Annotated in this window: 14 protein-coding genes; 3 read left to right on the top strand and 11 right to left on the bottom strand. The window is 65.4% G+C overall.

Features of this window, described 5'->3' with window-relative positions:
- Window positions 1–28 precede the first annotated feature (28 nt).
- The 11 genes from CH290_RS27090 to CH290_RS27040 all read right to left on the bottom strand — a co-directional run bounded on the left by CH290_RS27090 (window position 29) and on the right by CH290_RS27040 (window position 9,810).
- Window positions 29–1,588, bottom strand: coding sequence for a hypothetical protein (locus CH290_RS27090; protein WP_176460606.1), 1,560 nt, complete (start codon window positions 1,586–1,588; stop codon window positions 29–31).
- A complete protein-coding gene (locus CH290_RS27085; protein ID WP_052082999.1) occupies window positions 1,585–2,466 on the bottom strand; it encodes a DUF8175 domain-containg protein in 882 nt (293 codons plus the stop codon). The genes CH290_RS27090 and CH290_RS27085 overlap by 4 nt, the downstream gene beginning before the upstream one ends.
- Window positions 2,463–3,152 (bottom strand): DUF8175 domain-containg protein, encoded by a 690-nt coding sequence (locus CH290_RS27080; protein ID WP_052083000.1) that lies wholly within the window; start codon window positions 3,150–3,152, stop codon window positions 2,463–2,465. Before CH290_RS27080 ends, CH290_RS27085 begins: the two co-directional genes overlap by 4 nt.
- Window positions 3,153–3,199: 47 nt before the next feature.
- The gene (locus CH290_RS27075; RefSeq protein ID WP_080748608.1) at window positions 3,200–3,586 is read right to left on the bottom strand and encodes a hypothetical protein; all 387 of its coding nucleotides are present in this window, start codon (window positions 3,584–3,586) and stop codon (window positions 3,200–3,202) included.
- A 21-nt stretch (window positions 3,587–3,607) separates the two neighbouring features.
- Window positions 3,608–3,901: a hypothetical protein gene (locus CH290_RS27070; RefSeq protein ID WP_052083001.1), complete on the bottom strand. Its 294-nt coding sequence runs from the start codon at window positions 3,899–3,901 to the stop codon at window positions 3,608–3,610.
- 100 nt (window positions 3,902–4,001) lie between these two features.
- A complete protein-coding gene (locus CH290_RS27065) occupies window positions 4,002–4,367 on the bottom strand; it encodes a hypothetical protein (RefSeq protein WP_033188229.1) in 366 nt (121 codons plus the stop codon).
- Window positions 4,364–4,930, bottom strand: a complete 567-nt coding sequence (locus CH290_RS27060) for a hypothetical protein (protein ID WP_052083002.1) — start codon at window positions 4,928–4,930, stop codon at window positions 4,364–4,366. The genes CH290_RS27065 and CH290_RS27060 overlap by 4 nt, the downstream gene beginning before the upstream one ends.
- Window positions 4,927–5,820, bottom strand: coding sequence for a hypothetical protein (locus tag CH290_RS27055; protein WP_141216179.1), 894 nt, complete (start codon window positions 5,818–5,820; stop codon window positions 4,927–4,929). Before CH290_RS27055 ends, CH290_RS27060 begins: the two co-directional genes overlap by 4 nt.
- Entirely contained in the window at window positions 5,817–6,860 is a 1,044-nt protein-coding gene (locus tag CH290_RS27050; protein WP_052083004.1) for a DUF8176 domain-containing protein, read from the bottom strand. Before CH290_RS27050 ends, CH290_RS27055 begins: the two co-directional genes overlap by 4 nt.
- A gap of 143 nt (window positions 6,861–7,003) precedes the next feature.
- Window positions 7,004–8,233 (bottom strand): hypothetical protein, encoded by a 1,230-nt coding sequence (locus CH290_RS27045; RefSeq protein WP_052083005.1) that lies wholly within the window; start codon window positions 8,231–8,233, stop codon window positions 7,004–7,006.
- Window positions 8,234–8,262: 29 nt separating this feature from the next.
- Window positions 8,263–9,810, bottom strand: coding sequence for a cutinase family protein (locus CH290_RS27040; protein ID WP_230620863.1), 1,548 nt, complete (start codon window positions 9,808–9,810; stop codon window positions 8,263–8,265).
- A gap of 1,150 nt (window positions 9,811–10,960) precedes the next feature.
- Here CH290_RS27040 and CH290_RS27035 point away from each other — a divergent pair.
- From CH290_RS27035 to CH290_RS30035, 3 genes are all read left to right on the top strand, one after another.
- Window positions 10,961–11,434, top strand: a complete 474-nt coding sequence (locus CH290_RS27035; protein ID WP_254924966.1) for a helix-turn-helix domain-containing protein — start codon at window positions 10,961–10,963, stop codon at window positions 11,432–11,434.
- A gap of 256 nt (window positions 11,435–11,690) precedes the next feature.
- Window positions 11,691–12,374, top strand: a complete 684-nt coding sequence (locus tag CH290_RS27030; RefSeq protein WP_052083006.1) for a helix-turn-helix domain-containing protein — start codon at window positions 11,691–11,693, stop codon at window positions 12,372–12,374.
- Window positions 12,358–12,912, top strand: coding sequence for a hypothetical protein (locus CH290_RS30035; protein WP_141216178.1), 555 nt, complete (start codon window positions 12,358–12,360; stop codon window positions 12,910–12,912). Before CH290_RS27030 ends, CH290_RS30035 begins: the two co-directional genes overlap by 17 nt.
- Window positions 12,913–12,914 lie beyond the last annotated feature (2 nt).

Genomic DNA, 12,914 nt, shown 5'->3' with positions numbered 1-12,914 from the left:
GTCTGCGTTCGGTGTGAAAACTGTTGTGTCATATCTGAAATCCCCTGTTGTTGTCGTTGCCTGCACTGTCACCGGGAGCTGGTCCGCTGCTGGGTCCGCCCGCACCGGATCCGAACGAATCCGGAGCCGATCCACCGGAGGCGGCAGGGGGTGCTACGGCGTCGGAGGAGCGGCCCGCACTCTGCGCGCCGGTGTCCGCGCCGCCGCTACCCGACGGCATCGAACCGCCGCTCGGGCCCCCGTCACCTCCGCCGCTGTCGCCGCCGCCACTGCTGCCCCCACCTGCGGGGCCGACACCGAAGGAAGCAGGGACCGATCCGGACGACGACGAGGGAGCCCATCCGTCGACACCGCCGCCAGGAGCTGTGCCTCCTGGTGCTCCTGCACCTTCGGCTGCTGCGCTCCCGCCACCGGTCGCTATCATCGATCCGACCTGGACGGCGGCGCCGATCATCGCGCCGGCGGCTGCGAGACCGCCGACACCTCCGGCTGCTTCGGGCATCAGTAGTTTCATCAGCGACGGCAACACCAGAGCGGTGCAGGCGAGCAGTAGTGCGCCGACGACGGCGGTCATCATGCCGCCGTCCTGATCCTGCGAGGGCGCCGATTGAGCGAACAGCATCGCCGAGATCCCGATGACGAACGCACCCACGGGTTTGAACAGCAGGAATGCGAGCGTCCAGGCGATGAGCCGCTCGTAGGCGCTGGCGCCGATCCGGGTGCCGCCTGCAGCTGCGGCGATCGGTAGGAACGCCGATACCACCACCAACATGCCCATGCGCATCAACAGCAGGAACACCAGGAACAGTCCGCCGATGATGCCGATCAATCCGATCGCGAAGAGCATTGCGATACCGCCCGGGGTGGCGAAGGTGGTGATCCGCACCATCGCCTCCACGAGCTTGGCCGGGTCATCGCCCACGGTCGATTCGAGGAACCACGTCGAGATCCCGTCCGAGAGCCGGGTGCCGACGACGACGAAGAACCCGATCGAGCCTGCGATGACGGTGGCGCGGGCGAGCTGGCGGAAACCTTCCTCCGAGACCTGCCGGATCGCCCCCGATCGGGCGAGGGCGAGTTTGCCGCCGAGCAGAATGATGGAGACCATCAGAAACGCCAGCTGAATGTCGTAGGTGTAGGAGCCGACCTTCGACAAGACCGTCTGATACGCGGCCTCGTCCTGGCCGGGAATCGAAATCCACCAGCCAAGAGCGAATTTCAGCCCGGCAGCGCCTGCTTCACCGAACGACAGTCCCGCCTGCTCCCACGCCCCTTCGGCGACGTTCTTCACCGCTTCCAGCGGGGCGGCGGCCACGCTGGAAGCGCCGTCCACGCAGCTCGGCATACCGGTATCGATACCGGCGGCGCCGGCGATCTCGGTGATCGCGGACGTGGCGAGTCCGGAAATAGTAGTGCATTGTGCTATATCCGCGGCGGTGTCCGCGATGTCGGAGACGATCGACGAATCATCCTCGCTGGGTGCCGGTTCCGGATCCTGCGCTGCCGCTGGAGCAGTGCACGCGAACATGACTGCGATCGAGACGAGTGCCGCGAGGATCGATGCCGTCCGTCCGCTACGCGGGTTCACCACCACTTGTGCCACCCCGGTTCGAAGGGCGTCGAATCGAGCTGCACTCCGATCGTCGGGCCGCGCTGGTCGCCGTCTCGTCGCCCCTGCACGACCCACCCGCGGCCGTCGTCGCGCCAGATCACGTCGAGGTAGAGCCGCCGGTACTGCGTGCCGCCGGTATCGAGGTTGGCCGAGTATCCGAACCAGACCCTGGTGAGGGCATCGGTGTAGTCCACGCGCACCGAGGGCAATGCGACGGCGGGTGCGCCGTCGGCAACCGATCCGCGGCCGCGGAGATCGTTCGCCTGCCGGCGCACCTTGAGGTCGGAGTCGGGGTCGTCGATCTGCTGCGATACCGCGATCATGGCAAGTCGATCGTTTCCGGCAGCCAGATATGCCATGTAGTGCGCCCCGGCCAGTGCTGCACCTTGCTGGGTGTGCGCGAATCCCGTTGCGACACCCGATGAATCGATGGCTGTAGGACCGTCTGAGGTGGAGAACGGCAGGATCATGTTGTCGTGGATGCGTTGCAGCATCACACCGGACGGCACGGCATCTGCAGGTCGACCGGCGGGTGGGGTGATCTGCTCGAGGATGACCCCGTTGGGGTCTTTCGGAACGTAGGTCACTCGGCCCAGGGTGTCGAACTCGGGGTCGGGTTCGAACAGTTCCGCCTCCGGGCCGGGTGTGGCCGGGGCCGATGATCCACCGGCGTCGACCGAGACCAGGGGAGTGTCTTGATCCCTCTGCAGTACAACGAGACTGACGACGATTCCGGCGAGGATGATGACCACGACAAGACCGACGCCGATCAGGCCGACGGTGCCGATTTTTTTGCCTTCGGGTTCTGGGGGTGATGCCTGGGGCTCGGCGGCTGGTGTGGTGGGTTCGCTCATCGGGGCGCACCGCCCAGCGCGACCATGTCGGTTGGCACTGTGTCGAGGGCGGTGACCGGGTTACCGGCGACTTCGGCGGTCACGAAATCCTGCGGGACCGGCTCGCGTGCGGGTTCGGGGAGGGCGAGCTTCCAATCCTGATCCGACCACACCACCTTGGCTGCGACCGCAGCCAGTGAATCGTCCGAGAATTGCTGGACGATCGAGACCGTCGCAGCATCGGGGCTGTAGGCGGGCAGGGTGTAGCCGATGATCGAGGGGACCACGGCCGGATCGGTTCCGCTGACTTGGATGAGCGCGCGGTTTCCCGCGTACGCGTCACGGCCTGCTCCCGCTGTGGTGACGGCGGGCAGAATCGTCGACCACGCAGTGTCGGCGGCGGTGGAGAGCTGCACCGACTGCCCGATCGCCGCCAACGCCGCCCCCTGCGGGGTACGGGTGAAACCGGTCAACGGTGCGCCCGGCGTCGAGGTCGGACCGTCTCGCGTGCCCAACGGGACCGCGATGCCGCCGAAAGTGGTCCACGACGCGATCTGCGGTGGGGCCGTGACATCCACTGCGGTGGGATCTTCCGCCGGCGTGTCGGTAGTGGGATCGTCGGAGCCGCAGGCTGCGGCGAGGAGCGCTACTGCCGTAGCGGAGACCGCGGCGACTGCGGTTCGCGTGCGGATGCTGGTGGGTGTCATGTCGTACGTCCTTCGATTCGGCCAGAGGTGTTCTCTGGCGGCGGTTGTCAGGGCGGGCCTTGTTCGCCGGTTGGCTGCTCACCGCCGAGAGGTGGGTTGATCTGTTCGATCTGTTCGACGAGGTTGCCGCGTTCGGGTTCGGCGGGTGTGGTCCCGGTGGTGTCGAGCAGTACGGCGGCAATACCGCCGGCGGCGGCAGCGGCGAGGATCCAGCCGATGACAGCGGCGAAGAACTCTGCGGACACCGGTGATTCGACACCGGGGGTGTGCTGGTGATCCCACGCCAGGCGGGCTCCGACGAAGACGATCTTGCCGACGCAGGCGACCGCGACGAGGGCGAGCATCCATCCGAGAACGGTGTTGATGTCGCTGACCACCTGCTGCGGTAGCGCGGACACCATGTCGTTGCCTGAGCTGAGAAGTGCTGTGCTCATCGTTCTCTCGCCCCGGCGGGTTTATGCGCCGGCGACGGCGTTGAGGATGGCGTTCGCACTGCCGGAGACGATCGCTCCGACCAGAGCACCGAGGAGGATCTTCGGGGCCTGGATGCTGCCCTGGTTCCATTTCTCCCATGCCATCTTCCCGCCGGAGAAGACGATGGCAGCCATGCACGCGAGAAGCACACCCCAGAGCAGCCAGTTGAGCAGCTTGAGAAGCCCGTTCGCTCCGGGTGGGAGCTCGGCGGTGACGTTGAATTCGATGGCTTGGACCGAGAAGTCCTGCACGGCCTGGGCGGTGGCGAGAATCATGAGTGATCGATCTACCTTTCGGGGTTCAGGGCGAGGCGAGTTCGTTCGCGTTGGTCGACACTTGCGCCGCGGCGAGTCGACGCGTCGGGGGTCTCAGCGGTCATGACAGCGCACCCTGTGCCCGGTCGGCCAGGGTGAGAAAGCCGGAAGACACGATGAGAAAAGCGATGGCAACGAACAGCTTTCGAGCAGGTCCCCGCCCGGTGATGCTTTCCTCCCAGACTCCCGCAAAGGCGACTGTTCGGGCAGCGAAGACAACGACCAACACTCCCGCGCCCGCAATCCCCACGAACATCACCACCCGCACGATGTGGAGCAGCGTCGATGGCCGCGATCCCGAGGCTATCGACGAGTGCTCGACGAGTGTCCGGCCGGCGGCAGCCCCCGCACCGGCAACGGAGGCGGTCGAACCGGCTCCGACGTCGATCACAGCCAGGAGATCGAGGATCGCTGCACCAGCGCTCATGCGGACACTCCTGAGGCGAAGAGGGTGGGGATACGTCTGTGGACGGTGTTGGTGAGTTCGATTGCAGTGGTGTGGATATCGGCGGGTAGGCCCGCGACGGGTGCGAGTGCGCCCGAGTCGAGGGGATGCCAGCGTGGGAGCTTGCAGAGCGAGGCAGAAAGCAGGTGGCGGTGCCAGCCGATGTGCCAGACCTTCTCGAACGCAGCGGACACGACGTCGCGGTGCTGACGGATCGGCTTCTCCAGGTTCGGTGCGGCCGCGACGGTGATCAGACCGAGCAGCTCTGACCCCGCCCCGAGCTCGCCGCGGGTATACGCGAGGCCGAGATTCTGCGCGGCGGTAAGCGATTTGAACGACTCGCGGGCCACGAGCACCACGTACGGGGAGACACGTTCGCGGTCATCACCCGGGGGCCAGGAGCCTTCACCGTCGGCAGTGAACGCCCAGAAGCGTTCCAAAGTGCTCACCCCGGCTTCGCGGGTGGCGCCGAGGAGCCACAGCGCCGGTGAAATCCATTCGGTACCGGCGGCGGAGGGTTGCGGGGCTGCGTAGGGGGTGCTCATGCCTGTTCCCTTCTCTGGTTGTCGGGGTCGATCCCGCGGCGAGGTACGAAGTGGTGGTCCTTCTCGACCCGGTGCAGAGTCAGGTCGGCGAGGGTCTGCAAGGCGTGGGCGGTGTCCGATGCGATCTGCCGGTGATCGAGCAGCCCCGGTGCGGCCAGGACCGGATCGAACGGAACTTCGATCACACCGGCGACCAGGGGCGTAAGCGCGGCGCGGATCGGTTCCAGGTCCAGAACGGAGCCGGGAACGGTGTGGGTGAGCACGACGACCGTCCTGGTGAGTGCTTCGTGGCCATGGGTCCAGCGGAGTCGATCGAGAACCGTGCGAAGGCGGGTCAACGGTTGTGCGCGAACCGGCGCGGCGAGCACCAGCACTGCATGTCGGCGCAGGGCCGCCGCGCGGGGTGCGTCGACCGCTGTGCCGACGTCGAACACCCGCGCCACACCGCGGGAGGAGAGAATCGAATCGAGCAACATCAGGTCACTGCTCTGAGCAGGATCGACACGGCGCGCGTGGGGCTCGCGGTCGACACCACCAGCGCCGAAGTGCTGGTCCTCGAAGCTGCCGGTGGGCAGTGACGCTGATCCGCACAGGACGATGCCTCCGGTACTCGCAGCCGAGGAGGCCGGGATCGCGGCGGTGATCGAGGTATCGGGCAGCGGCCTCGCGGCAGCGCGGTCGAACAGATCGCCGCCGTCGCTGCTGGCATCGACCGCTGCGACCGGAAGGCGCTCGGCGAGGGTATGTGCCACACCGAGAGCGATGGTCGTTGCACCCGCGCCGCCGGACCCGGCACCGATGACGATGCTGACCTGCTCTGGTGACGGTGTCGATGGGGTCGGCCGCAGTGGTGTCACGGCGCTCGGTGGCGGCCGTCGGCGTTGCTTCATCGGACTTCCTCGACGTTCGCGATGGCGTAGCTCTCGCCCGCGCGTGCGGTGGTGATACGCGAGGCGATTGCCGACTCGGACCCCGACGGGGTGCGCAACGAAAGGGCGACGGCGTGGACATCGGGGATGTCAGTAGCGGCGATGGTCACGCAGTGCTCGGTTCCTGCTGGGGTGCGGTCGATGACGGCCTGGATACGGTCCGCCGGTGCCGGGGAGGTCATCAGCGCTGCGACGGCTGCGCCGGAGCGTTGTACGTAGTAGGCGTGCTCGAATGCGGCGATGACGCCGATGGCGCTCTCGCGGTTGCCGGCGTCGTCGGTCGTCGTCGCGTCGGCCGTGGCGGCGGTGGTGCACCATGGGGCCGCCACCGGAGTCGTCGGCGCGGCAGTGGAGTCAGCGGTGGACGCGGGCGGGGCTTGCGATGGCTCCGGAGCGGCGGCTACCGGAGTAGCGGGTGTCTGGTCGGTTCCGGTCACGACAACGGCTGCGCCGATGAGCGATGCTGCGGCGAGTACTCCGCCGGCGATCCAGCCGAAAGGGATCGGGCGTTTCTGCTGCCCTGGGCGAGGTGTCGCCTGCGATGGCGCGTCGATGTCGGGTGTAGGAGCAGGCGTGGCGGTGCGGCGGCGACGGAAGCGGCGGTTCGGCTCGCCCATGACGAGCTTGTCAGCCGGTACATGTGCACTCACCCAACGCGGGACCGGCACCGTGTCGATCGCGTAGTCGTCCTCTCTGTAGGAAACCGGCAGGGGAGCGTCGAGTTCATCGCCCAGAGCGGGGGAGAAGCCGGCCGCTACGGCGTCGTCGTCGTCGACGAAGGGGTCTTCGTTGTACCGGTCGCTTGCAGCCGCAGCGGGGTGCGGGGTCGACGGGTCGACGTGCTGCAGCGGCCCGTCGTCAGAAGCCTTGTCGAGCTGCTGCTGCGAGGCCTCGATGTTCGGTGCGTCGAGCTCGGCGACCGTCTGCCACCGGGGGTGGTCGAAGTGTTCCTGCGGATCCGGAAACAGGACCGCGGTCTGTCGGTGATTGTCGGTCGCCATTGTTTTCTCCTGTGCCTCTTCGGTGCTGGGCGAAGCTGGGATAGGTCGGCAGTGGGGGATGGTGCTTCGGAAAGGGCCGGTTCCGGCCGCGTGCGGGACGGTCGGAACCGGCCCTCCCCGAAGCGGATCAGAGGGGACTGAGGTCAGGCAGGCACGACCGGGCCGAAAGCGGCAGTGATCGCAGCGTTGATGGCATCGAAGGTCGGCGCAGCGGCAGCCGCGGCCTGGTCCACTGCATCGAGAACCTGCGGGCCGCCGATCTGGGTGGTGACGAACCCGCGGGCGGTGTCGACAGGGGTCGTCGGCTCCGTCCACACCGACGCCGCCTGAACCAGCGGAGCGGGGGTCGGTGCGATGGGCGCCGGGGCGGTGGGTGCGGGCGGTGCCGCCTCTGGAGCGGGGGTAGGCGCGGTCTGGGGAAAGTCGGGCAATTCGATCTTCTGCGGTTCCCCGAGATCGCCTGCACCGTAAGTGGTTCCGAGGAGAAGACCGGTTCCCAGTCCGGTCAGACCACCGACGACAGTGGCCGGGCCGCCGACTACCAGCGCTCCGACGGCTGCGCCGCCTGCCGTTCCGGCGATACCGGTGGTGATCGGTGCGATACCAGGCGCGATCGGGATCAGCCCGCCTGCAAGGGCGCCGCCGATACCGCCGATGGTGCCGCCACCGAGTGCACCGGCCAATGTCGCGGGTGCACCGAGCGCGACCGCGCCCGTGACCAAACCTGCACCGCCCGCCGCGATCTGGGACGCACCGAGTCGCTGAGCCCGGTCGGTCGGGACTCCGATCGAGCGCCAGAAGTCGGTGACCTGCGCCTCGATCACGGCGGTGGAGTTGTTGGTGCGGTCGCGGTCCTCATCGGAAAGCCAGCTCGGCTGGTCGGCGTACCAGTCCCCGACCTTGACGATGTTGTCCGGAGCTTCGATCGGAACGGTGGGGTCCTCGACGGCGACGGGGCCGTGCAGGGTGTTTACATCCAGTGGTGCAGCCGGTTCGACGTCAACGGCTGGAGCAGCCGGGGCGGGATCGGCCGTCTCGCTGTCGGTGTAGGCCCCGGTGGTCTCGTCGTCGTAGTAGGCGTCCCAGGTCTGCCATTCGCTCTGGTCGTACTGAATCGGCGGCGCTACCCAGTACACACGCTCGGCCTGTGGTGCTGGTGCGGGGGCGGTCAACTCGCCTTGAGTCGACGGTGCATCGGAAGTCAAAGGGCCCTGGGTCGACGGTGCAGCGGTGGTGATGTCGCCCTGAGTCGCGGGCGCGTCGCCCGGTGCTGCCGCCGCGGTTCCGTAGCCGAACACGGCCATGGCCGATGCTGCCGTTGCTCCCGCAGCGATGCGGGTCAAGGAGCGGGTGGGGATCTGGTGCTTACCCATGAGGAAAGAGCCTTTCGAGTCGGTCGAAGCTATTGAATGGGGGTGTGGTCCGGCAGCGATGTAGTGCTGGCGGACGTGGTTGTGGTGGAGGGCACTACAGAGGTGGTGGTCGATGGTGTGGTGCTGCGGGTCGTGGTCACAACCGACGTTGTCGCTGTCGGCGTTGTCGGTGACGTCGACGAGGGGCCGGCGGCGGTGGTGGTGGTGTCGCCGACATCCGCAGCGGCGGCGGCGAGCCAGTCCGCCACGAACCGCGTCGCGGACTCGCCCTGGGGTGTGGCCACAGCGGAGGCATAACCGGTGTGGGCGGCGATGGTATTGGCGTAGGACGTCAGAGCGGCCAAGTCGAACAGATCCTTGTTCGCACTAACCTCGCTCTTGACGACGGTGAAAGCCTGCTGCACCAATCTTTTCGATGTCGCCGGTGGTACGAGCTCGATAACCGCTTTGGCGGTCTTGGCTGCGATCACAGCGAACGCTGCTGCAGGATTGGACAATCCGGCCGCAGAGACCTCCGCGATGGTCGCCGGGGTGATGACCTTCTTCGCGACCGAGACGACGGCGTTGACCGCGACGAGGCCGATCTTCGTGAGGGCGGCGATGGCTTCTTGTCCGGTCGGCGGCTTCGCCGCCGGGTCGGAGGCTTCGGCGAAGCGTTGCGAGAGTGTCTTCTTCGGTGTGATGGAGAGGTTCTCCAACGAGTTCTTCGGCACCGAGATGTCCTTGTTGACGACGTCGACCGCGACACCGAACGACGTCGAGGCGAGCGCGAGGCCGATGGACTGCATTGCGCGGAAGGGGTCGCCGCCGACTTCGACTTGACTCGCGACGTTGGTCACTGCGCGTGCAATGGGCGCATTTGCCGGTGCGTCGCAGGCCAGGTCTCCTGTTTGGCAGAAGGACGCCACCCGGCCGGAGAGTGACCCGAAACTAGTAGCGACATCGCTGGTCGGGCCGATTCCGGCTCCGGTCGGTGTCGGTGCAGACACTGGAGGAAGCGCCGAGACGTGGTCGCTGGAGGATCCTGGGGCTGACGCTGGGGTGTCGTTGCTGCTGCCGGGAAAGACTGGGGAGCCGGCGGCGCGGGTCGGGGATCCGAACAAGGCAGCGGCTGCGATGCGGTCGGCCGGTACCGCGCCTGTACCAGCGCCGATCGCTTCGAGAAAGTTCGATGCCGCGTGCGCGCCCTGGCTATATCCGACGATCGCCAACTTCGTTGCAGGGCAATCGGATATCACCTTCTCGGCGGCGGCTTCGAGGTTCGCTGCCGCTTCCTCCACCGAGACCGTGTAGGGCTGCTTTCCACCGGGAACCGCACCACCGAACGCGGCCGGGTACGGAACATAAGCCCTGTCCAGCGACGAACCCAGAACACGGGCAGCGTCCAATGCCGGACCCAGGACCGTACCGAGCATTCCGGTATCAGCTTTGATCGGCGCATCCAGCGACGATTCGCCCGTGCCCTGGACGGCAAGGGTGAACAGTGCCGGGCAGCCGGTGACCAGATCATCGAGCCACGGCTGCTCCGGACTGGCCGATGCAGTGAGCGGCACCGCAAGCGTCAGTGCGGCGGTCACAGAGAGTGTGCACCCCACGACGTCGCCGATGAATCTCAAAATACCTCTGATGGACAATATTTCGGCTCCTGTCGAGAAGGCGAGGTGTCAAGTGGCAGTGGAATGGGGAGCCCGAAGCGGGGTGGCCCTGAAGGCCGTCGCTCCCGCCCGAGGGGCAACTGAAAAAGCTGAACCACAACGAGGGTTGCGAGAGGAGTCAGAGCTACAGAACTCTCTTTTCAATCCGAGAGAGCCTGCACATCGGGCGATGTCCCGGCGGGGTAGCCACGGTTCGGTACTCGATGAGGTCGAAGCGTCGTCGTGCAACTCTCGCGTTGGTCCATCAATAGAGCTACGCCGTCATGACGGCCCGGGCGGGGGCGCTCGTTACGCGTAACCCACAACTACGTGCCTGGGGCGGCGTGCAGTTGTGCTTGTGGAGTTCAGACGGCGTGCACGCCGGGTGCTTCGGCAGCAGGTTGCAGAGGGCACGTGCTATCTCTGCGGTACTGGGCGGTGACTCGTCCAGGGGCCCGCCAGCCAGTATTCGCTTGCGTGACAGGCGGATCTGCCGTGCGAAGCGAGCAGGTCGCCTGGCCAGGCTCTGTCGTTGATCGCTGGGCAGAGTTCAGCGGGCGCTCTGTGATGAACGAGGTGTAACGCAATCTTGTCTGTTGAAGATTGCATGAGTGTCCTCCATATCTAGGCGTACCTACTGACGGACGCGGCTAGGCTGGGAGAGCCCCGCATTCATCCATGGGCTACGGCTTGCTGGTGGTGTGGGTGGTGATGAATGCCCTGGGTGCGCTCTGATTGGCGTCTGACGCACCTGGGGTTTCTTCATTTACGGTTGTCTCAAGGGCCACCTCGGCTGTAGCTGTCCGTCGTTCTGACCGTGCGGGCTCGGTGAGGCGGTAGAGCCAGTGTGCTCCGGACGTACTTGTAGCCCGCATGATGAGCAGTCGCGGGAGCGAGCGCTGTTGCGGGCATTCGTTGGGATCCGGCGGTAGGCATGGCTACTGCGCGACGCGTCATCAGGCTCCGAGCAACGTTTGGAAGCGAATGAGTGGTGTTGGTTGTTGGACAAGTTCTGGTTGGCGGGACTACCTACCACGACATTTGCATCGTTTAAGGTCATGCACAGATTAGACCTTAGTTGAGGTGCGGCAAGGTGTCTAGCAATGAACGGAATGCGACAGTGAGTCGACGCGTCCTGCGGGGGTTCGACCCTGCGCGGCTGACGTCCTTGCGTGAAGGCAAAGGTATGAGTCGGGCTGACCTCGCCCGGAGAGCTGGTCTCGGTGGTGCCACCGTCCAACAGTGGGAGGCTGGAACGCGTAGTCCGCAGGTCGACACGCTGGCCCTTGTCGCGAGGACTCTGGGCGTGCATATGGGCGATCTTGTCCTTGTGCCGCGTAATGAGCGCTTTCCCGGGGATTGGAGGACTCTCCTTGGGCTTACGCAACCCCAGCTTGGATCGCTGGTGGCAATCAGTACCTCGATGATCGCCCGTATCGAACGCGGCGAGGTGAAATTGACCGACGAAAACGCACGTCGTCTCGCGCATGCGCTCGATATCGAGATCGACGAGCTGGTTCGCAGCTATGAGCGAGCGCGCAACCGGCCGGCGGGCATGCAGGCATAACGAAGGAAGCGCAGCTCGATGTCGCCCACTAGCCAACCGGGGTGCGGCCCCGTGTAACGACGTGGGTGGTTCGGCAACGAAGGGCATGGGTGCAGTATCCACTCAATTTGTAGTCTGTAGCAACTGCGAAGCAAAAAAAAGGCAAATCAACTCAATGCGCGGTAGAGAGGGGCATCTATACTGCTCTCAACCACGACCTAGAATGGATTTGGCTTCACAATTGCAAATAATTTGCAAACAGACGTAGTATGCGACAGTGGAGAGAACAGGCGGCCTGGGCCGTTTCGGCGAGGTCGTAGCCGCCCGGAGAGCGCGGCTAGGCCTAACTAGATTCGAGGTTCGCGACGCCGGTGGTCCATCCGACACCACACTTGGCAACATCGAGAACGGCACGCTCGGACGTGCACCCAGCCCGGCAACACTCAAGAAGCTCGACCTGGGCCTGCAATGGGCGAAGGGCAGCGCAGCAGATGCACTGGCCGGCGGCGAGCCCATTCCGCTGGAAAGCCGATCCGATGAGAACTCTCGACCCGGCAATTACTCCTCTGGGCCCGACTCGATCGTGCTTCCCCTTGATGAAATCAACAACCTGTTCGCGCTTCACCGGGAACTCAATGCCGTACAGGAAGGTTGTCGAGGGTCCGATCAACCAGCCGACCTTGACCAGATCACGGCCAGCTTCAATGCCTTCGTTTCCCGAGTTGCCGGTCGGTATGCGACGGCCGTTCTTGAGCAAAACGGGGGACCCGACTCGACCCTGCCCTTGGTCGCTGAAATGGCTTTCGCGCGATTTCTAGACGAGCCCGCCACCGGCGAAGACCCGCTCGAGTACGAAGAGCAACTCTACCGACGTTGGCTGGCCGGCCGCCACGCTGAGATCGACGAGGAGATGGACGCCAGGTTCAGAGAACGTTGGGGGGAGCGTGAGCGACGCGGTTGAAGTTGCGATTGAAATGGGCAAGGGTGCTTGCTCGGGACCAGGCGTCTTTTGGCAGTACTCCGCGGGGAGAGATTGGAAGGAAGTCACGATGTCCAGCGCGTTACCACTACACGATCGAGTCAGCAGGCTGTTCGAGGGATTCCGGCATATGGGCTCACCAGATGATCTCGATCCAGTTGTTGCAGCGCATGTGAGCGACAGAGTGGGATATGTCGTGAGCGCGGCCGAAGTGAAAGCGTTTCGCAATCATGGTTCCGATTCGCCGGATCCCGCTGTCGTGGAGGCAGTAGCGACGTTCTTCGAAGCGCCCGTGACCTACCTGCTCGGCACGGTCGCCGAACAATTGAACTACAACGACCAGCTCGATTACTACGACAATGTACGGAACTCGCAGGCAACCGTATTCGCTTTGCGAACTCGCGTGCCCCAGCTGACGCCGGAGATTGCCGAGCGCTTGAGCGTGCTCGTCAGGGACACCCATGAACGTTTCGAGGTGCAGAGTCGGTCGGAGTCAACCGGGACCGGCGAATCGAAGTAATG

The organism is Rhodococcus sp. 06-156-4, assembly GCF_002259345.1.
Lineage (GTDB): Bacteria > Actinomycetota > Actinomycetes > Mycobacteriales > Mycobacteriaceae > Rhodococcoides > Rhodococcoides fascians_E.
This window is presented reverse-complemented; position numbering and strand designations above follow the sequence as displayed.